The following is a 16,330-nucleotide window of genomic DNA, read 5'->3' as shown; positions in this document are numbered from 1 at the left end:
ATTGGCAGTTTATTGTCACCGTTAAGCATCCAATCATGATCAACCGCTTGACCGAGGTACAAAATACATTAAGCGACCCAGACGAAGTTCGTCTTAGTAACACTGATGCTCAGGTTTACCTATTCTACCGTAATGATGGTACAAAACGTTGGGTTTGTGCGGTGACTAGACGCTTAAATGGAGAAGGATTTTTAATTACAGCCTATCGAACCAGTGCTATTAAGGAAGGAGAGCAATTATGGCAGAAGTAAAAGTATTCTATGACCGCACCGGCAATACACTTGTTGTCTGGTTTGGTAATCCTCAAGATGAGGTGGAAGCGGAAGAAACGGGGGATGAGGTGATTTTAATGAAGGACCAACAGGGGCAAGTGATTGGGTTTGAAAAGCTCAACTTTTTACCGCATTCTGATAATCCCCTACGCATTGCCTTTGAAACAGTAGCACTCTAAGTTTGTGGTCATGGCTCGGGCTGGTATCTACTATTTTGCCTTCTGGAAACATCAGGGGACAATTTCCCAACATTAGGTTAAAGCTTTGATAAAATCGTCCCAGCAACCTAGACCCCAGAAATCCGGTGGCTGCCCTAACCTTTGCCTTCTCACCCAAACCTGATTAACAAAGCGATCGCATCTGGGGTTAGAATGGCTGCAGCTATTTTCATCCTTCCTCGCCATCAATCGCTCAACCATTCTTCTCGGTCTTGTCTGCCATGTAAAACTCGCCATATTTCGACAATTTCTCCTCTGACCGGAGCCAAAATCCTGTAGCCATCTCAAGGGAAACCCCGCCAGTCTACCCATACATAATGGTAACTTTTTCCCAGATTGGGTATCAACTGCAATCATGCCATGGCTCCAGAATGCCTGGGCTAATAGCCGCTTCCATATCCTCTCAGGTTTTGGGTGAACCGTTATACTTCCAACACCGGGCTACTTCATTTAAAGTAGTAGGAGGAAAAGGCGGTTTGGGCTGAATTAAAATTCCTTTGCCTGTATCAGTCAAGATGATTTCTGTCCCCACGTCCAATCTATAGATTTTCCGCATTTCTGGTGGAATGATAATCTGTCCTGTTTCCGAGACTTTGGCAATTTCCATGAGTGAATCAGTTGATATATTTCGGTAATTCTAACAAAATTAGATAGTCCACAGTGATATTAACCCCTCAACCCCTCCAACCGCAGCAAATACACCCGCCCCGACCCATCCCCCGCCACCACCGTCACCCCATCCGGTGCGATCGCACAGGACTTCATCGCACCACTTTCCCCGATAAAGGTGGCTAACACTTCCCCCGTCTCCAAATCCAAGAGTTTCAGGGTGTTATCCCAGGATGCCGAGACCGCTAGGAACCCGTCGGGGGCGATCGCTACTGCTTCTACCCCGTTACTATGTCCTCCCATGACTTCCCGTGGTGCGATCGCCATTTCACCCGGTGCGATCGCCCTTGATGCAGAGTTGCTAGAATTGAGTAGCTACCATCAACCATCAAATCTCTCAATTATCGCTAACCCTAATGACCTTCCAACAATTGCCAAAACAAGTCTTAGATTTACCTCCAGGCGATCGCTGGGTATTGCTCAAACTCTTGGTAGAATCTTTACAGCCAACTCCGCCGCCTTTTCCACAAGCAACACCCACAGTAGAAAGCACCTCTGGAAACGAGGATAATTCCCTGGCGCAATACTATGGCTGTATTGACGATGAAACCTTTATCCGCCATCCCCAACCCCAACAGGGCGATCGCCAACCGACCACCACAGCCCAGAACCCGGGTGGCTGGGAGTTGCCGGTTTTTCTCCAAGCTAATCGGAGAAACCCGGTTGTAGATTTTCAGATATTCAATGATTCTAGGTCTCGATAACCATTAATGATGCGAACAATATCGATACCGTCAGGTCGAGGGAAGTAAAATATGATGTGATTTTCCACAATCAAACCTCGGAGATTTGTCTTGATGTGACTGTAGTTTTTGCCCATATTGGGAAATTGAGCAAACTGACGGCATTTATCCCGGACTTTTTCAAAAAATCTAATAGCTAAGTCTGGGTTTATTTCCGATAGGGATACAGAAATGGTCTCCAAGTCAGCTAGAGCAGCATCAGAGAATGAATAAGTCCCCATTAGGAATCCTCTATCTGTTGCTGTAAACCGTTGAGCAGACGACTAAACACCAGTTCTCCATCGGTAACTTTTCCTTGTTGAATTTGGCTTGACCCGATTTCGATTTGCTGGCGGAGTTCGGCTAAATATTGTTCTCGTTTCTCTAGGAGTTCTAAGGCGGCTAATATCACTTCATCAGCGGAACGGTATTGTCCCTGATTGAGGGTATGGGCAATGCGTTGTTCAGTTTCTGGCGTAAGGGATAAACTCATGGTGGCTCACTTCAATACAGATTAATTGAGAAATCAGGTTATGGAATTGATGGGTTTGGGGGCGAAAAATTTTTCGCCCCTACTGGGTGATAATTTTTCTTGTCCTTTGTTTAAGGTGATTGGCATCCTGTTTTCCAGAGGTTTCTTTTTGCCATTATAGCGGTCGGGTTGGTGATTCGGATGCAGGGAAAGAAACCCGGTGGCTGCCCTAACCTTTGCCGCCTCACCCCAATCGGGTTAAGCAACCCCATTTCTCAACCCCTCAACCCCTCCAACCGCAGAAAATACACGCGCCCCCCTTCATCCCCCGCCACCACCGTCACCCCATCCGGTGCAATGGCGCAGGAACTCATCTCCGCTTCTCCAAGAAACATAGCTACTTCTGTACCTGTCTCTAAGTTCCATACTTTTAAAGTGTTATCCCATGAACTGGAAATAGCAAATTTACCGTCCAGGGCGATCGCTACTGCTTCTACCCCGTTATTCTGTCCTCCCATCGCTTCCCGTAGTGCGATCGCCATTTCACCCGGTGCGATCGCCCTTGATGCAGATTTGCTAGAATTGAGGAGCTACCATCAACCCTCAAATCTCTCAATTATCCCTAACCCTAATGGACTTCATAAAGACAATTCAATCAGTTTTTTCTGGGGTGATTTCTGGTTCTTTGCTGGCAACTTCGAGCCCACCCTGAACAGCATCTGCGAGCATAACTAACAATTCTTCCTCACTGGATGCCCAGGTGTGGCAACCGGGAAGGGCGGGGACTGAACCGCACCAAACATCTTTTTCGTGCCAAATGATTGCTTTAATTTTAATGGTTTGTCTCTAATGGCTATTTGAAACTCGCTTTCTCAACCTTCAGCGATTAAAATGCTCAGGGCGCGTTCTCTGGCTTCCTCTTCTGTACTACAAATTCCCTTGGATAGGATGCGATGAGCGTAAATTACGGATATCGGGTCGGGATAAAATCTGATAGGCTTGGCGTTCAGCATGGCGCTGTTCTAATGCCGTTGTTAGGGTCATCACATCTTGATGAACATCATCGGCGGATAGTAACTCGGCATTGGGTTCGGGAACTTGTTTAGTCATAGTTTACCTTCCGGTTTCAGATAGGAATTATGCACGCCCTACCGTTTATAGAAACTTAGGTTTAACCTCAAATTCCATCCGGGAACGGTAAAAACACACCTCAAATTCCATAAAAAAGTTTGTTTGTCCTAAAATCAGAGATGTATCGAGGTTTTTTGTCCAAGCAAACACCAACTGAATCGGTGGAATATCGCCAATTTAAACCATTGCCAACAAAGGTATCGCGGGTTGCTTTCCTAAATTACCAGTCAGTTGAATGATTGCCTTGTTGTCTTCCCAGACAGCCCCTAATTGTTGTCCCATATCTAATTGCATAACGTTTACCGTTGCACCACTATCAACTAATCCAATGGCTTCAACCGTATGACCCTCTCGCCGAATAATCATGGGGATTTGCGGCAGGCTATCAAATTCATTTTGAGATGAATCAGTGGTAGAGTAAAAAAATCGCATTGTCATTAAGCCTCATCACTGGATTCTATGACCTGCATCAGAATCGCCCCCGCACCAAAACTATTGTAAGGAGTTGGTAAATTATAGGCTTTACCGGGTTCTAAAGGGGCAATTTTTTCTCGTGATTCCATTTCTTCAGCCAACAAACGAATCAGTTTAATTTTGTCAAGGGGTGAAAGTTGTTTAATGGCTGGGAGTAGTTCTGTAAGGGTCATCATAAATTGAAAAAGGAGTGATTTTGACAGGGGGTTAGATGGGACAGTTGTGATTTTATGGCCGGGCTGAATCAGTATCGAAGTTTACCAGAATTAGTGGATCAAGAACCCCTTAGTATTGTACAATAATGTTGTAGAAGTTATCTAGCAAAAATGATGTTAAGCAAAGAAACCACTTATTCTCAAGCGAGAATGAATTTAGCCACTATTTTGGATGAAGTGTGTGATCAGCGTCAGATTGTGGTCATTAAGCGCCCCAATGAGAAAAATGTGGCGTTAATTGCCGAAGATGAGCTAGAGAGTTTATTAGAATGTGTCTATTTACTGCGATCGCCCGAAAATGCAAAACGTTTATTTCGTGCTTTAGAATGGTCAGAAAATAGCACCGCAACTCCTCAAACGGTAGATGAATTAAAAGAGGAGTTAGGAATTGAGTCCTAAAAAGAAAAAACAAGCCAATGAAACCCCTAACGATCATATTTCAGGTTATTTTCCTGTATTTAGTCCTGATTTTAAAGCAGATTTAGCTTGGTGGTATCGCACTGAACCCAAAAAAGGAGATAAAATCCTAGATTTAGTCGCAGATATCCTTGATGGTGAACCGTTTACCGGGTTAGGAAAACCTGAACCGCTAAAATATATTGCCGCAGATACTTGGTCAAGACGCATTGATTTAGAGCATCGTTTAGTTTACAAAGTAACAGGAAATAAGGTTTATTTTTTACAAGCACGTTATCATTATCAATCAGATTAAACTGAAAATAATGGATCTTGAGACAAAATGGGGTAAAATGTAATTGTCATTACATTAGCTAAAAATCACTCTTCGTAGGGTGGGTGCGGGTTTTTGACGAGATGTTAGAGCAAAACTAGAGCGGACGCACCCACCGCTATTGTCAAGGAAAACAGAGGGTGGTGGGTTACGGCGCGATTTGAGATTCACTGTTTTAGCTGAAAATTATCTCGCGCCTAACCCACCCTACCCAATATCTTACGGTTGAGCTAAAAATCACTCTTCGTAGGGTGGGTGCGGGTTTTTGACGAGATGTTAGAGCAAAACTAGAGCGGACGCACCCACCGCTATTTTAGGGGAAAACAGAGGGTGCCGGTGGGTTACGGCGCGATTTGAGATCACTATTTTGGCTGAAAATAGTCTCGCGCCTAACCCACCCCACCCAATATCTTACTACAATATTGGTATCAACTGCAATCATGCCATGGCTCCTGAATGCCTTGGCTAATAGCCGCTTCCATATCCTCTCAGGTTTTGGGTGAACCGTTATACTTCCAACACCGGGCTACTTCATTTAAAGTAGTAGGAGGAAAAGGCGGTTTGGGCTGAATTAAAATCCCCTTGCCTGTATCAGTCAAGATGATTTCTGTCCCCACCTCCAAGCTAGAGATTTTCGGCATTTCTGGTGGAATGATAATCTGTCCTGTTTCGGAGACTTTGGCAATTTCCCTGAGTGAATCAGTTGAGATATTTCGGTAATTTTCACAAAATTAGAGAGTCCACAGTGATATTAACCGCTCAACCCCTCCAACCGCAGAAAATACACCCGCCCCGACCCATCCCCCGCCACCACCGTCACCCCATCCGGTGCAATGGCACAGGACTCCATCGCACCTTCCCCGGTGAAGGTGGCTAACACTTCCCCCGTCTCCAAATCCCACAGTTTCAGGGTTTTATCATCCGATGCAGAGACGGCTCGTTTCCCGTCGGGGGCGATCGCTACTGCATTTACCGACCAACTATGCCCTCTGAGGGTGGCCAGTTCCGTCGCCCTCTCCAAATCCCACAGTTTCAGGGTTTTATCCATGGATGCCGAGACCGCTCGTTTCCCGTCGGGGGCGATCGCTACTGCATTTACCGACCAACTATGCCCTCTGAGGGTGGCCAGTTCCGTCGCCCTCTCCAAATCCCACAGTTTCAGGGTTTTATCCATGGATGCCGAGACCGCTCGTTTCCCGTCGGGGGCGATCGCTACTGCATTTACCGACCAACTATGCCCTCTGAGGGTGGCCAGTTCCGTCGCCCTCTCCAAATCCCACAGTTTCAGGGTTTTATCCATGGATGCCGAGACCGCTCGGAACCCGTCGGGGGCGATCGCTACTGCATTTACCGACCAACTATGCCCAGTAAGGGTGGCCAGTTCCGTCCCGGTCTCCAAATCCCACAGTTTCAGGGTTTTATCCGACGATGCCGAGACCGCTCGTTTCCCGTCGGGGGCGATCGCTACTGCTTCTACCCGGTTACTATGTCCTCCCATGGCTTCCCGTGGTGCGATCGCCATTTCACCCGGTGCGATCGCCGTTGATGCAGATTGGCTAGAATTGAGGAGCTACCATCAACCCTCAAATCTCTCAATTATCCCTAACCCTAATGGACTTCATAAAGACAATTCAATCAGTTTTTTCTGGGGTGATTTCTGGTTCTTTGCTGGCAACTTCGAGCCCACCCTGAACAGCATCTGCGAGCATAACTAACAATTCTTCCTCACTGGATGCCCAGGTGTGGCAACCGGGAAGGGCGGGGACTGAACCGCACCAAACATCTTTTTCGTGCCAAATGATTGCTTTAATTTTAATGGTTTGTCTCTAATGGCTATTTGAAACTCGCTTTCTCAACCTTCAGCGATTAAAATGCTCAGGGCGCGTTCTCTGGCTTCCTCTTCTGTACTACAAATTCCCTTGGATAGGATGCGATGAGCGTAAATTACGGATATCGGGTCGGGATAAAATCTGATAGGCTTGGCGTTCAGCATGGCGCTGTTCTAATGCCGTTGTTAGGGTCATCACATCTTGATGAACATCATCGGCGGATAGTAACTCGGCATTGGGTTCGGGAACTTGTTGAGTCATAGTTTACCTTCCGTAAGTTTCTGCAAGGGTCTCAATTAATTGATTGCTGTAACAGGTACTTTGTTGCTGGCATATTTTGAGTTTTTGCCTATCAAGCAATCTATTTTGCCACAAATTTTGCTTGTTGTTTTTCGGAATAGGTTAAGTCGGCAACTACCACAAATCCCTCACGAATAAGTTGATTGATTTCATCTATCCTTCGGGCAAACTTCAAAAGCCGACTCGTGTCGATAAAAACATACGTTGAACTCGGCAAAGAAGTTCATTTGTCCAAGAATAACGGGTATATCTCTCGATTCAGTCCAAGCAAATGCAAGTAGCACGGGAGGAAACTGAGCGATCGCACCAGATACAACCAAACCTCGTGAATCGCTCCGACCCAAATTACCGCTTAAGGGGATTGAAACCGTCTGATTTTCCCAGATTGCTCCTAGTTGTAAACCGATTTCGTAGGGCAAAACATTGACACTTGCGCCTGTATCTAGCAACGCAGTCACGTCCACAGAGCGATCGCCTAACGTGAGCGTCAAGGGTAAATAGGGCATGATGGCAGATCGCCCAAAACTATCAATGCGTTCAGTGAATGAATATCGTTGTCCATCAAGCATTAGATGCTACCTTCCTTTGCAGCCACCAGAAGATCCGACAAAGCCTGAACAGATGCGCTATCTGTTTGCGGCGACCATACCACTGCCTCAGTCGATGCAAGCTGCTGGAGCAACTCATTCGCTGAGTCAACTTCTCTGGTTAGTTCTAGGCTACACCCTTCCTCCTTAGCGACTGCCAAGAGGAGAAAGTGGATCAGTCGAAGTTTATCTTGATGAGATAACTGATTAACGGTAGGTAACAGTTCGCTGAGTAACATAGAGTCCTCTCCAGAAAATGTGCTTCTCCATTATAGGGTTGACTCTCTTTCCCTGAAATGACTTTAAATCGGCTGTTGTCGAGGGAACGCAAAAATTGAACTACGGTAGGAATTCCCGCATCTCGCCCCAATAAATAAGCAATTTCGGTTAGTGCAGGTTGGGGAAGGGCAATGGTTGGGTGCTGTTGATAAATTGTGGCAACAGCAACGTGCTGGCGATCTTTGCGATTGAGCAAGGCAACTACAAATCCAGTATCAGCGATCGCCCCTATTTTTTCCATGATAAACCCGAAGCGGATTGAATTTCTGCGGTGAGGATGGCTTCTGCTTCGGTAGAAAGTTCGGCACTACCGTCATAGAGACCTGTGAGAAAGGGGTCGGGGGGAGTGGGGGATGGGGAAAGGGGGTTAGGGGTTAAATTTGCTTGTAGATACTGAGCGATCGCCTCATCGAGGAGAGTTTCTAAACTTTTCTGTTCTTGGATGGCGACCTGTACCAGTTGGGTCAAGGTTTGGGGGTCTGGTTTCCAGTTTAGGGTTATGTCTAGCATAGTTTGATGTTTTGAATAGCATTTTACAAGGCTAGAAGCCGAACTACAATATTGGTATCAACTGCAATCATGCCATTGCTCCTGAATGCCTTGGCTAATAGCAGATTCCATATCCTCTAAGGTTTTGGGTGAACCGTTATACTTCAAACACCCCGCTACTTCATTTAAAGTAGTAGGAGAAAAAGGCGGTTTGGGCTGAATTAAAATCCCGTTTCCTGTATCGGTCAAGATGATTTCTGTCCCCACCTCCAAGCTATAGAGTTTCCGCATTTCTGGTGGAATGATAATCTGTCCGGTTTCGGAGACTTTGGCAATTTCCATGAGTGAATCAGTTGATATATTTCGGTAATTCTAACAAAATTAGAGAGTCCACAGTGATATTAACCCCTCAACCCCTCCAACCGCAGAAAATGCACCCGACCCGACTTATCCCCCGCCACCACCGTCACCCCATCCGGTGCAACGGCACAGGACTCCATCGCACCTTCCCCGGTGAAGGTGGCTAACACTTCCCCCGTCTCCAAATCCCACAGTTTCAGGGTTTTATCATCCGATGCAGAGACGGCTCGTTTCCCGTCGGGGGCGATCGCTACTGCATTTACCCCGCGACTATGCCCGGTGAGGGTAGCCAGTTCCGTCGCCCTCTCCAAATCCCACAGTTTCAGGGTTTTATCCATGGATGCCGAGACCGCTCGGAACCCGTCGGGGGCGATCGCTACTGCATTTACCCCGCGACTATGCCCGGTGAGGGTAGCCAGTTCCGTCCCCGTCGCCAAATACCATAGTTTCAGGGTGGTATTCTTGGATAACGAAAAAACCGAACAATTCAATATATTTTCATGTGCTTTATTATTCTAAATCCAATATGGGTAATCTGGGCTGCGCTTCAATTTTTTGAATCCGTTTTCTTGCCAATTCACAATATTCATGACTAATTTCAATCCCGATATATTGCCTTCCAAGTTGAAATGCAGATCTACAAGTAGTCCCGCTTCCACACATTGGATCAAGCACTATTTCTCCTGGATTTGTCCAGGATTTAATATGGTCACAAGCCAGGGCACAAGGGAAGGGAGCCGGATGATCTTTTGCTTCTTGATCTTCTGATTTTTTGCCAACAACATATTCCCAAATATTACCTTTTATCTTTTGATTTTTGACCGGGTGGGCCATTTTCCCCCGCTTTTGCTTGCCTCTAGAATAATTTTTATAAGTAGTTCCATGGAGTTCAAGTCCTGCGTGTAAGCAATCAATTTTTATGGGATTATGGGTTTTGACATTTCCCTTGCTGAAAACAAACATATACTCAAAAATGTTATTATATCTTTTCCTATAAATCTGTGGTATGGGATTAGATTTTTGAAAAATCATTGTGTCATGAAGATTAAAGCCAATTTCTTCTTTAAAATAAAGAGCTTGCTTAAAACTTGTACCAGTTTCACTTCCTTTGATAGTGGCATCGCCAACTATCCAAACAACAATACCACCTGGCTTGGTCACACGATACAATTGCCGTGCTATTTCTTCAAAAGGAAAAGTATATCCTTTGTATTTTCTTAAATTATCGTAAGGAGGGGAGGTGATAGTTAAGTCAATTGAATTTTCATCAAAGGACTTCATCACTTCGATACAATTTCCTTTAATAATCTGATTAACATCAACCATGATTAATTCACCTTATTTGATTGCAAATAAATTACTATCACCAATAGACTGAATTTTGTTAATTTTACTATCTATTTTGCTAACTTTAATCAGTTCCATCACAGCTTCTTCACGGTTCATTCTCATGATTTTTTCCCGCTCAGAAGCCAAAAATCTGATTCCTTCATTTTTGGCAATCCTTGTCGATTCAGTAGCTGCTTCTTTCTCCAATTTCCAAAGCTCATCAATGATACTTGAAAAACTCAAAATTGTCTTGTTTACAGCCAACCAATAATCAACCGCACTTGTAGAAGGATTTAATGCAGGAATTGTAGTAAAAATTTGGTTGAGTAACTCCTCTGCTTTAGATTTACCTTCTCTTCTTGCATAGTTAACAAATAGGGACAAATGTGAATAAGTTACAATACAAACATTTCTACTTGATGCTTGCTCATAAATTTGACTTTTTCGAGTTGGCAATTGATAAATTGGGGCAACTACCATTGCATAGGGTTTACCTCTTTTCCAATTATCCAGTGCTTGAATTTTGAAGTCCTTTTGATTTTTAGCTGTTCTACTGAGTCTAAAGACTTTAGCGTCCGCAACGAAGCTATAGTTTTTCGCAACTGCTTCAACGTCTGCTGAATTGGACTTTTCCGTTAAAACAATACTGGTCAGCCCCATTTCGTTATATGTAAAAGATAAAAGGCTGTCCGTGTACTTTGAGTATAATTTCTCTTCACTGGAGTCATGCTTATATTCTTCGGGAATATTGCCACAAAGTCGCAAATGATCAATCAATACATCTGAGCCAAATTGTTTTATTTCTCTTTTCAATTCGTTTTCTACGCTTTCCACATTGACCCCAAATCTTCCGCTCAGATTTTTGATTTTTTGAATCCACTGTTCTCGCCTTTTTATAGCATCTTCTGAAATTACTTGAGTCATTTAAAATCACCTTAATTCTGTTGTTTGCATGATTATCTTAACATCAGTGAGAAAATCACAACAACCGCCCCAATAACTGCCCCGCCAACTGACTGCTATCCTTCTCCAACACATGAGCCGATAACCGCAACGCCCCTTCCAGCCGCTTCAGCCCACTGTCCCGACTCTCCCCAACCGTCACCGCCTCAAAATCTGCCAACAGCGCCCGAATATCCGTCGCCTCTAACTTCCCTTGTAACCAATCAAAATCCCATAACAACCGCCGAAACGCTGCTATTTCCCCCGCTTCTCGGAAATGATAAAGCCCCTGCCGATACAGATAAACCTCTGCCGCCACCTCCGCCCCCGTCCAGGGAAACTGGCCGCCGCCATAACTCCGCAACCAGTCTCGATGCAACGTCGCCGGATTCTGCACCTGTTCCCGTAAATACTTCTGCGGCACGTCATGCAAGGACATCCACCGCGAGGGCGACTCCCCCGACACAAACACTAACCCCCGTTGCGCCAACTCCGTCAACCACTGCCGCAACCGATAGTCCGGCATATCCCCCCGCCGTCCCCACAACTTGACTAACGCCGCCTCGGACACTTGCACATCCGCTGCCACAATCCCTAACTCTAAATACGCCTGTCGCAAGGGTGCCGCTAACTGCTCCACACTGGTTTTGAGGACTTTATAGATACTGCCCTCGGAAGAGTCGAGATAGTGCAAATCCGCCGCATCCAACGCCGTCAGCAAATCCGCCCAATTGTTGCCCATGCCAATTTGCGCCCCAGCCAACGTCAAGGCTAAGGGCAAATTCCCGCAATGTTTCCGCACCGCCTCCGCTTCTGGGGGTAACATTTCGACAGGGACTCTCGCCCAATTGGCTAATAATTGTCGCGATTGGGTCTCATCCAGCATCCCCAACTCATAGCCATTCGCCCCCAACCCCGCAATTAACCGGGCATCCCGCGTCGTCAGCAACAGGCGACAGTCCGGCCCCAACACCTCCACAAATCGCTCGGCTTCCCGTTGTGACCACACATCATCGAGAACCAATAAACAGCGTTTCTCCCGCAACAAATCGGAGAGATAGGCATTCCACTGGGGTTCCCCTTCCTGATAGGCGTTGCGTTCCCCCAAGGTGTTGGCAAGGCGTTGATACAGGGCGAGACAGTTGGGGTTAGTTCCCACCGTCAGCCAGATAATCCCATCGGGAAACTGTCGCCGCACCTCGTTATCCCGTGCTAAGGCTGCCGCTAAGACGGTTTTCCCGAGTCCTCCCATCCCCTGCACCCCCACTTTCTGCCCCTGTCCCGTCATCACTAGGGTTTGATGGTTGGGGGTCAAAAGTCGTTCTTTTAAAGCCGCCATATCTTCAGGACGGGGGAGAAAATGAGGGGGAGGTTGGGGAACCGTATCCACAGCCCCTAAACCGTGCCAAGGGGTGGCGGGTGCGGGGGGGTTCGGGTTTTGTAATTGGGAAATGGCGGCTAATATCCGGCGCATATCCTGACGGGTAGCGAGTTGGGGTAAATAGTCCCGAATTTCGGCAATTTGTGCCAAGGTCGCCCCATGCAGGTCAAATAACATCCCCACAAACGCTTTCCCGCCGTTGTTGGCATCGTCTTTCAGGACTTGGCGGAAGTGTGTATTGAAGTTAGTGGCTAATTCCGCCGCCAAGTCGGTGATGACATCTTGATAACTCTCCGGGGTATCCCCCAAAACCCCCTTCTCGCATCCCTGTTGGAATAACCAGGTGACGACCTCCCGCCATTCCGGTTCGGGTAGAACCTGATACTCGGTAAACTGCTCCGGTGGTTGGCAGAAAATCTGATATAATTGCTGTTCTTGGAGGGTTTCAAACAGGTTCAGGGTTTGGGCTTGTTCGGCCCATTCCACCCAATAACCCTCGATATTGTCCCCAAATTTATCTAAGGACTTCCGAATATCGGGATACTTGGGGCTGATTTTTTCGGTCAAGGCTTTGGCTACCGTGCGTCCTGCGGCTTTGGCGATATCTTCATTCCGCAGAACATCGCTACTCTGGCTGCGTAATCGGTCTATTAATGTGCCTAGGTTGTTAGCAATTAAGCCATAGGTAACATTAGTCCCCAGGGCTAAAACAGGGCCGCTTAATCCTCCGGTGACAATAGCACCCAACCCCAACAAAGCGGTTCCCCCCAATAGCCGACTATTCAAACTAATAAACCTATTTAAATCCATGGTTATCCTGCCACGAATGCACTGACTACAACTGCCTTGATTGTCTACTTAAACCTGGGGGGTGGGCGGGGATTTTTCCGGTCTTGGTAACTGGGAATATCACCCCATTAAAATGACTGTATCAATCACATGAATCACCCCATTGTCTGCTTCAATATCGGGGTTGATAACTGTGGCATTTTTCACCTCAAATCCCTCGGTAAAATTCAGAGAAATAGGCGCACCTTCCACGGAAGTTAAATAATCCAGTTTTTCTAGGTCTGCCTTCAGGAACTTGCCAGCAGCCACATGATATGTTAAAATCCGCGCTAACTGGGGTGGGTTCTGCACTAAGGTCTGAACAGTTCCGGGGGGGAGTTTCGCAAAAGCATCATCATGGGGCGCAAAAACGGTAAAAGGACCGGGAGTTTTCAGGGTTTCCACTAATCCCGCTGCCTGTACGGCTGAACCACCAACGGGGGACGGGCGGATGCGGAAATGATAGGAAATTTGATATAATCATATCAGGCTACTACCCTACTAGCCACGAAGTATACAATTTGCTACAACAACCCTGGTCAGTTCCTTGAATCCTACTAAAACCCGTTCTAGCCTTGGTATTTGGACTCAACGCTTTATCGCCTCGCTGTTTTTGGGGGGACAGGTTCTGCTGCACATCCTACAGGGGAAAATTCACCGCCGCAATACCCTAGAACAAATGGCGATCGTTGGTCCAGAATCGTTATTTATCGCGCTGCTGACGGCTAGTTTCGTGGGTATGGTGTTCACTATTCAAGTGGCACAGGAATTTATTACCCTGGGCGCAGGTCACTTGGTGGGAGGAATTCTGGCTTTGTCTCTCAGCCGTGAACTTACCCCGGTTCTCACTTCTGTGATTATTGCGGGAAGGGTCTGTTCGGCTTTTGCGGCTGAATTGGGAACTATGCGAGTTACAGAACAAATTGATGCGCTGTATATTATGAAAACTGACCCGGTGGACTATCTGGTGATTCCCCGTGTCCTGGCTTGTTCTCTCATGCTTCCCCTACTGACCATCATTTGTCTGATTACGGGGTTAGCAGGTGGGTTACTCATAGCTACGAGTTTTTACAATATACCATCGGTGCTGTTCCTCGATTCGATTCGAGATTTAATGGGATTGTGGGATTTGATTAGCGCGGAAATTAAGTCGGTGGTCTTTGGGTGGGCGATCGCTGTGATTGGAACCAGTTGGGGTCTGACGACGACGGGAGGCGCTAAAGGAGTCGGACAATCAACTACAACTGCTGTAGTCACGTCCCTGCTGGCTATCTTTATTCTGGATTTCTTTTTGTCCTGGTTACTATTCAAAGTCGCATTTTCCCCGGTCTGAATATCGATCGCTTTAGCCAGACTCCATCAACTAGATCAGAAACTTATCGAAAATGTCGGGGAGAATGCGCTATGGTTACGAGAATTAATGCCAGACCAATATATTAACGTCAGTTCGGACGACAAAACTTAACTTAACTTTTTGAATCCAAATAGATAGGCTATGCTATGATGGGTTGGAGGAGGTACAGGTATCAGACATGGGTAATAAGGCATACCGTTTTCGGCTCTATCCGAATCCACCACAAAAAGCATTTTTCGCCCAATGTTTTGGTGATTCTCGGTTGGTCTATAACCATGTTTTGCGCTTAACTACCGATGTCAAAACCAAGGAGGCAATATGAATGGTTCCCAGAAGTTAATTTCCCACCGTTCGCGCCAACTTTAAAAGATGTATAAACGGCTGAGGTTAGATGTTTGGAAAGTATGAGTAAATTTCCCCCATTAAGGCTGACATCAACAGTCTTTTAGGGTTCCTCAAGATTTCTCAATCACTGAAAACGGCGAGCTGAATTGCGGAAAATGACCCGGATTCAAATGGTCACTCATGGAGAAATTGAAGGGTAAATCCAAAGCGTTACAGTCACTCAAACACCATCGGGTCAATAGGCGGTATGGTTACGGAATTATAAATCCCATTACAGCTTGTTCACCAGTTGCTTAATACATTACCCTCACCCTAAATCTGGCTCCCAGAGAGGAAGAGGGACTTTGACAGGTGATCAGATGATTTCTGAACAGGCTGTAGGTCCTTTAAATGGGGGGAAAATCGGCGCGGACTTTGGGTGAAAAATTTTTGCCATTACCTCCAAGCCGGAAACAGTTGATTAAGACGCTTGAGAATTAGACAAAGGAGGCTAAGTCGAAAATTCCCAGGCTGTAATAATCGCCGAAAAGGCAGGATTATGGTAGCTAAAATCAAGGAAAAAGTCGCGAATAAACGATGAGATTCCCAGCCTAAAATTAGTCGATAACTAAGGTGCAAAAACCAAGCTATTAGTGGCGAATACTTGCCAATCAAATTCCTGGTAAACAATCGCCAATTTGCCCAACAGATTAGGGTAGATGGGAACTGTTAACGCTACTGCTGTTAATTGGCTGGAGGGGTGGATGATTTCCGAATTATAAAATATGTTATAATTGTGGATATATCAAAGATGATTTAACTGCCTGAAAGAGAGAATGGACTTTTCCTGAATGCGAGACATTCCATGACGGCACTGTTAATGCTTGTCTAAACCTTTTGCCGTCGGCGGAGTTTCAAATAGGGCGGGAAGTGTCGGAATTTACGCCTAACCAGACAGTTGAAACACGCTGGTATCAAAAGCGTTAGTTCTTGGGGGTTGTTACCCCACGCTACTAGGTTGAGGGTGGGGTACTTGGCAGCCATCATCAGGCGCGTTCAGTTAAATTAGTAAAAAGGGTGTATATACTATCTATTCTGGGTGGGGTTTAGCCTAAAAACTGCCGGGCAGGAATTTCAACCCCTTGGTTGGATACAGCTTGTTCACCAGTCGCTTAATACATTGCCCTCACCCTAAATCCCTCTCCCAGAAAGGGAGAGGGACTTTGAGAGGTGATCAGATGATTTCTGAACAGGCTGTAACAGGATTCCTTCTAAATCTGGCTCCCAGAAAGGGAGAGGGACTTTGAGAGGTGATCAGATGATTTCTGAACAGGCTGTAACAGGATTCCTTCTAAATCTGGCTCCCAGAAAGGGAGAGGGACTTTGAGAGGTGATCAGATGATTTCTGAACAGGCTGTAACAGGA

At 46.1% G+C, this 16,330-nt stretch carries 30 protein-coding genes; 10 read left to right on the top strand and 20 right to left on the bottom strand.

Annotated elements, in window-relative coordinates:
• Positions 1–35: 35 nt before the first annotated feature.
• The 3 genes from P5683_RS07340 (at position 36) to P5683_RS07330 (ending at position 769) form a co-directional block, all read left to right on the top strand.
• The gene (locus tag P5683_RS07340) at positions 36–251 is read left to right on the top strand and encodes a hypothetical protein (protein WP_006621163.1); all 216 of its coding nucleotides are present in this window, start codon (positions 36–38) and stop codon (positions 249–251) included.
• On the top strand, positions 239–451 hold the full coding sequence (locus P5683_RS07335) for a DUF2283 domain-containing protein (RefSeq protein ID WP_006621162.1): 213 nt from the start codon (positions 239–241) through the stop codon (positions 449–451). The genes P5683_RS07340 and P5683_RS07335 overlap by 13 nt, the downstream gene beginning before the upstream one ends.
• Before the next feature lie 141 nt (positions 452–592).
• Positions 593–769 (top strand): hypothetical protein, encoded by a 177-nt coding sequence (locus P5683_RS07330; RefSeq protein WP_223064807.1) that lies wholly within the window; start codon positions 593–595, stop codon positions 767–769.
• 124 nt (positions 770–893) lie between these two features.
• Here P5683_RS07330 and P5683_RS07325 read toward each other — a convergent pair whose 3' ends face one another.
• Positions 894–1,097, bottom strand: coding sequence for an AbrB/MazE/SpoVT family DNA-binding domain-containing protein (locus tag P5683_RS07325; protein ID WP_006621160.1), 204 nt, complete (start codon positions 1,095–1,097; stop codon positions 894–896).
• A 59-nt stretch (positions 1,098–1,156) separates the two neighbouring features.
• The gene (locus tag P5683_RS07320; protein WP_006621159.1) at positions 1,157–1,426 is read right to left on the bottom strand and encodes a WD40 repeat domain-containing protein; all 270 of its coding nucleotides are present in this window, start codon (positions 1,424–1,426) and stop codon (positions 1,157–1,159) included.
• Positions 1,427–1,515: 89 nt separating this feature from the next.
• On the opposite strand from P5683_RS07320, the gene P5683_RS07315 reads away from it, so the two are divergent.
• Complete coding sequence (locus P5683_RS07315) at positions 1,516–1,863, top strand: hypothetical protein (protein ID WP_006621157.1); 348 nt, start codon at positions 1,516–1,518, stop codon at positions 1,861–1,863.
• Here the strand turns inward: P5683_RS07315 and P5683_RS07310 are convergent.
• The 6 genes from P5683_RS07310 to P5683_RS07280 all read right to left on the bottom strand — a co-directional run bounded on the left by P5683_RS07310 (position 1,833) and on the right by P5683_RS07280 (position 4,134).
• Positions 1,833–2,123, bottom strand: coding sequence for a type II toxin-antitoxin system RelE/ParE family toxin (locus P5683_RS07310; protein WP_006621156.1), 291 nt, complete (start codon positions 2,121–2,123; stop codon positions 1,833–1,835). The two genes, P5683_RS07315 and P5683_RS07310, sit on opposite strands and share 31 nt — an antisense overlap.
• Entirely contained in the window at positions 2,123–2,374 is a 252-nt protein-coding gene (locus P5683_RS07305) for a type II toxin-antitoxin system ParD family antitoxin (protein ID WP_006621155.1), read from the bottom strand. The genes P5683_RS07310 and P5683_RS07305 overlap by 1 nt, the downstream gene beginning before the upstream one ends.
• A gap of 254 nt (positions 2,375–2,628) precedes the next feature.
• The gene (locus P5683_RS07300; protein ID WP_006621153.1) at positions 2,629–2,895 is read right to left on the bottom strand and encodes a WD40 repeat domain-containing protein; all 267 of its coding nucleotides are present in this window, start codon (positions 2,893–2,895) and stop codon (positions 2,629–2,631) included.
• A 385-nt stretch (positions 2,896–3,280) separates the two neighbouring features.
• Positions 3,281–3,463: a hypothetical protein gene (locus P5683_RS07290; RefSeq protein ID WP_111892309.1), complete on the bottom strand. Its 183-nt coding sequence runs from the start codon at positions 3,461–3,463 to the stop codon at positions 3,281–3,283.
• Positions 3,464–3,661: 198 nt separating this feature from the next.
• The gene (locus P5683_RS07285; protein ID WP_006621149.1) at positions 3,662–3,916 is read right to left on the bottom strand and encodes a hypothetical protein; all 255 of its coding nucleotides are present in this window, start codon (positions 3,914–3,916) and stop codon (positions 3,662–3,664) included.
• Between the two features lie 5 nt (positions 3,917–3,921).
• Positions 3,922–4,134 carry a hypothetical protein gene (locus tag P5683_RS07280; RefSeq protein ID WP_006621148.1) on the bottom strand — a complete coding sequence of 71 codons (213 nt, stop codon included), beginning with the start codon at positions 4,132–4,134 and terminating at the stop codon, positions 3,922–3,924.
• A gap of 150 nt (positions 4,135–4,284) precedes the next feature.
• Here P5683_RS07280 and P5683_RS07275 point away from each other — a divergent pair, with 150 nt between their 5' ends.
• Together P5683_RS07275 and P5683_RS07270 are read left to right on the top strand one after the other, a co-directional pair.
• On the top strand, positions 4,285–4,572 hold the full coding sequence (locus tag P5683_RS07275) for a type II toxin-antitoxin system Phd/YefM family antitoxin (RefSeq protein WP_006621147.1): 288 nt from the start codon (positions 4,285–4,287) through the stop codon (positions 4,570–4,572).
• The gene (locus P5683_RS07270) at positions 4,562–4,885 is read left to right on the top strand and encodes a Txe/YoeB family addiction module toxin (protein ID WP_006621146.1); all 324 of its coding nucleotides are present in this window, start codon (positions 4,562–4,564) and stop codon (positions 4,883–4,885) included. The genes P5683_RS07275 and P5683_RS07270 overlap by 11 nt, the downstream gene beginning before the upstream one ends.
• Positions 4,886–5,391: 506 nt before the next feature.
• Here the strand turns inward: P5683_RS07270 and P5683_RS26425 are convergent.
• On the bottom strand, positions 5,392–5,589 hold the full coding sequence (locus P5683_RS26425; RefSeq protein ID WP_348620617.1) for an AbrB/MazE/SpoVT family DNA-binding domain-containing protein: 198 nt from the start codon (positions 5,587–5,589) through the stop codon (positions 5,392–5,394).
• A 65-nt stretch (positions 5,590–5,654) separates the two neighbouring features.
• Positions 5,655–6,425 (bottom strand): WD40 repeat domain-containing protein, encoded by a 771-nt coding sequence (locus tag P5683_RS07265; RefSeq protein ID WP_315651325.1) that lies wholly within the window; start codon positions 6,423–6,425, stop codon positions 5,655–5,657.
• Between P5683_RS07265 and P5683_RS26420 the strand changes: the two genes are divergently transcribed.
• Positions 6,400–6,618, top strand: a complete 219-nt coding sequence (locus P5683_RS26420) for a hypothetical protein (RefSeq protein WP_006621142.1) — start codon at positions 6,400–6,402, stop codon at positions 6,616–6,618. The genes P5683_RS07265 and P5683_RS26420 overlap by 26 nt on opposite strands.
• Before the next feature lie 192 nt (positions 6,619–6,810).
• Here the strand turns inward: P5683_RS26420 and P5683_RS07255 are convergent, their stop codons facing one another.
• On the bottom strand, positions 6,811–6,993 hold the full coding sequence (locus tag P5683_RS07255; protein ID WP_006621141.1) for a hypothetical protein: 183 nt from the start codon (positions 6,991–6,993) through the stop codon (positions 6,811–6,813).
• 188 nt (positions 6,994–7,181) lie between these two features.
• Complete coding sequence (locus P5683_RS07250) at positions 7,182–7,601, bottom strand: hypothetical protein (protein WP_006621139.1); 420 nt, start codon at positions 7,599–7,601, stop codon at positions 7,182–7,184.
• Between P5683_RS07250 and P5683_RS26415 the strand changes: the two genes are divergently transcribed.
• Positions 7,537–7,770 carry a hypothetical protein gene (locus tag P5683_RS26415; RefSeq protein WP_396442605.1) on the top strand — a complete coding sequence of 78 codons (234 nt, stop codon included), beginning with the start codon at positions 7,537–7,539 and terminating at the stop codon, positions 7,768–7,770. The genes P5683_RS07250 and P5683_RS26415 overlap by 65 nt on opposite strands.
• A gap of 24 nt (positions 7,771–7,794) precedes the next feature.
• Here the strand turns inward: P5683_RS26415 and P5683_RS07240 are convergent, their stop codons facing one another.
• From P5683_RS07240 to P5683_RS07205, 8 genes are all read right to left on the bottom strand, one after another.
• Positions 7,795–8,139, bottom strand: coding sequence for a hypothetical protein (locus P5683_RS07240; protein ID WP_039933410.1), 345 nt, complete (start codon positions 8,137–8,139; stop codon positions 7,795–7,797).
• Positions 8,127–8,408, bottom strand: a complete 282-nt coding sequence (locus tag P5683_RS07235) for a hypothetical protein (protein ID WP_006621136.1) — start codon at positions 8,406–8,408, stop codon at positions 8,127–8,129. Before P5683_RS07235 ends, P5683_RS07240 begins: the two co-directional genes overlap by 13 nt.
• Before the next feature lie 57 nt (positions 8,409–8,465).
• Positions 8,466–8,729 carry an AbrB/MazE/SpoVT family DNA-binding domain-containing protein gene (locus P5683_RS07230; RefSeq protein WP_315641063.1) on the bottom strand — a complete coding sequence of 88 codons (264 nt, stop codon included), beginning with the start codon at positions 8,727–8,729 and terminating at the stop codon, positions 8,466–8,468.
• A gap of 59 nt (positions 8,730–8,788) precedes the next feature.
• Positions 8,789–9,238, bottom strand: a complete 450-nt coding sequence (locus P5683_RS07225) for a WD40 repeat domain-containing protein (RefSeq protein WP_315641062.1) — start codon at positions 9,236–9,238, stop codon at positions 8,789–8,791.
• A gap of 19 nt (positions 9,239–9,257) precedes the next feature.
• Positions 9,258–10,073 carry a site-specific DNA-methyltransferase gene (locus P5683_RS07220; RefSeq protein WP_006621133.1) on the bottom strand — a complete coding sequence of 272 codons (816 nt, stop codon included), beginning with the start codon at positions 10,071–10,073 and terminating at the stop codon, positions 9,258–9,260.
• A gap of 12 nt (positions 10,074–10,085) precedes the next feature.
• Positions 10,086–11,000: a HindIII family type II restriction endonuclease gene (locus P5683_RS07215; protein WP_111892303.1), complete on the bottom strand. Its 915-nt coding sequence runs from the start codon at positions 10,998–11,000 to the stop codon at positions 10,086–10,088.
• A gap of 55 nt (positions 11,001–11,055) precedes the next feature.
• On the bottom strand, positions 11,056–13,209 hold the full coding sequence (locus P5683_RS07210; RefSeq protein WP_315644989.1) for an NB-ARC domain-containing protein: 2,154 nt from the start codon (positions 13,207–13,209) through the stop codon (positions 11,056–11,058).
• Between the two features lie 99 nt (positions 13,210–13,308).
• Entirely contained in the window at positions 13,309–13,698 is a 390-nt protein-coding gene (locus tag P5683_RS07205) for a fasciclin domain-containing protein (protein ID WP_315669429.1), read from the bottom strand.
• Positions 13,699–13,774: 76 nt separating this feature from the next.
• Here P5683_RS07205 and P5683_RS07200 point away from each other — a divergent pair, with 76 nt between their 5' ends.
• Positions 13,775–14,560 carry an MlaE family lipid ABC transporter permease subunit gene (locus P5683_RS07200; RefSeq protein ID WP_006621123.1) on the top strand — a complete coding sequence of 262 codons (786 nt, stop codon included), beginning with the start codon at positions 13,775–13,777 and terminating at the stop codon, positions 14,558–14,560.
• Between the two features lie 199 nt (positions 14,561–14,759).
• Positions 14,760–14,903 carry a helix-turn-helix domain-containing protein gene (locus P5683_RS26410; protein ID WP_081587645.1) on the top strand — a complete coding sequence of 48 codons (144 nt, stop codon included), beginning with the start codon at positions 14,760–14,762 and terminating at the stop codon, positions 14,901–14,903.
• The last annotated feature ends 1,427 nt before the right edge of the window (positions 14,904–16,330 follow it).

Origin of the sequence: Limnospira sp. PMC 1279.21 (assembly GCF_032349615.1) — a bacterium.
Taxonomy (GTDB): Bacteria; Cyanobacteriota; Cyanobacteriia; order Cyanobacteriales; family Microcoleaceae; genus Limnospira; species Limnospira fusiformis.
This window is presented reverse-complemented; position numbering and strand designations above follow the sequence as displayed.

Coding starts and splice junctions, on each gene's coding strand:
- P5683_RS07340 (WP_006621163.1), top strand. CDS start 36: ATGATCAACCGCTTGACCGAGGTACAAAATACATTAAGCGACCCAGAC.
- P5683_RS07335 (WP_006621162.1), top strand. CDS start 239: ATGGCAGAAGTAAAAGTATTCTATGACCGCACCGGCAATACACTTGTT.
- P5683_RS07325 (WP_006621160.1), bottom strand. CDS start 1,097: ATGGAAATTGCCAAAGTCTCGGAAACAGGACAGATTATCATTCCACCA.
- P5683_RS07320 (WP_006621159.1), bottom strand. CDS start 1,426: ATGGCGATCGCACCACGGGAAGTCATGGGAGGACATAGTAACGGGGTA.
- P5683_RS07315 (WP_006621157.1), top strand. CDS start 1,516: ATGACCTTCCAACAATTGCCAAAACAAGTCTTAGATTTACCTCCAGGC.
- P5683_RS07310 (WP_006621156.1), bottom strand. CDS start 2,123: ATGGGGACTTATTCATTCTCTGATGCTGCTCTAGCTGACTTGGAGACC.
- P5683_RS07305 (WP_006621155.1), bottom strand. CDS start 2,374: ATGAGTTTATCCCTTACGCCAGAAACTGAACAACGCATTGCCCATACC.
- P5683_RS07300 (WP_006621153.1), bottom strand. CDS start 2,895: ATGGCGATCGCACTACGGGAAGCGATGGGAGGACAGAATAACGGGGTA.
- P5683_RS07290 (WP_111892309.1), bottom strand. CDS start 3,463: ATGACTAAACAAGTTCCCGAACCCAATGCCGAGTTACTATCCGCCGAT.
- P5683_RS07285 (WP_006621149.1), bottom strand. CDS start 3,916: ATGCGATTTTTTTACTCTACCACTGATTCATCTCAAAATGAATTTGAT.
- P5683_RS07280 (WP_006621148.1), bottom strand. CDS start 4,134: ATGATGACCCTTACAGAACTACTCCCAGCCATTAAACAACTTTCACCC.
- P5683_RS07275 (WP_006621147.1), top strand. CDS start 4,285: ATGATGTTAAGCAAAGAAACCACTTATTCTCAAGCGAGAATGAATTTA.
- P5683_RS26420 (WP_006621142.1), top strand. CDS start 6,400: ATGGCTTCCCGTGGTGCGATCGCCATTTCACCCGGTGCGATCGCCGTT.
- P5683_RS07265 (WP_315651325.1), bottom strand. CDS start 6,425: ATGGCGATCGCACCACGGGAAGCCATGGGAGGACATAGTAACCGGGTA.
- P5683_RS07255 (WP_006621141.1), bottom strand. CDS start 6,993: ATGACTCAACAAGTTCCCGAACCCAATGCCGAGTTACTATCCGCCGAT.
- P5683_RS26415 (WP_396442605.1), top strand. CDS start 7,537: ATGATGGCAGATCGCCCAAAACTATCAATGCGTTCAGTGAATGAATAT.
- P5683_RS07250 (WP_006621139.1), bottom strand. CDS start 7,601: ATGCTTGATGGACAACGATATTCATTCACTGAACGCATTGATAGTTTT.
- P5683_RS07240 (WP_039933410.1), bottom strand. CDS start 8,139: ATGGAAAAAATAGGGGCGATCGCTGATACTGGATTTGTAGTTGCCTTG.
- P5683_RS07235 (WP_006621136.1), bottom strand. CDS start 8,408: ATGCTAGACATAACCCTAAACTGGAAACCAGACCCCCAAACCTTGACC.
- P5683_RS07230 (WP_315641063.1), bottom strand. CDS start 8,729: ATGGAAATTGCCAAAGTCTCCGAAACCGGACAGATTATCATTCCACCA.
- P5683_RS07220 (WP_006621133.1), bottom strand. CDS start 10,073: ATGGTTGATGTTAATCAGATTATTAAAGGAAATTGTATCGAAGTGATG.
- P5683_RS07215 (WP_111892303.1), bottom strand. CDS start 11,000: ATGACTCAAGTAATTTCAGAAGATGCTATAAAAAGGCGAGAACAGTGG.
- P5683_RS07210 (WP_315644989.1), bottom strand. CDS start 13,209: ATGGATTTAAATAGGTTTATTAGTTTGAATAGTCGGCTATTGGGGGGA.
- P5683_RS26410 (WP_081587645.1), top strand. CDS start 14,760: ATGGGTAATAAGGCATACCGTTTTCGGCTCTATCCGAATCCACCACAA.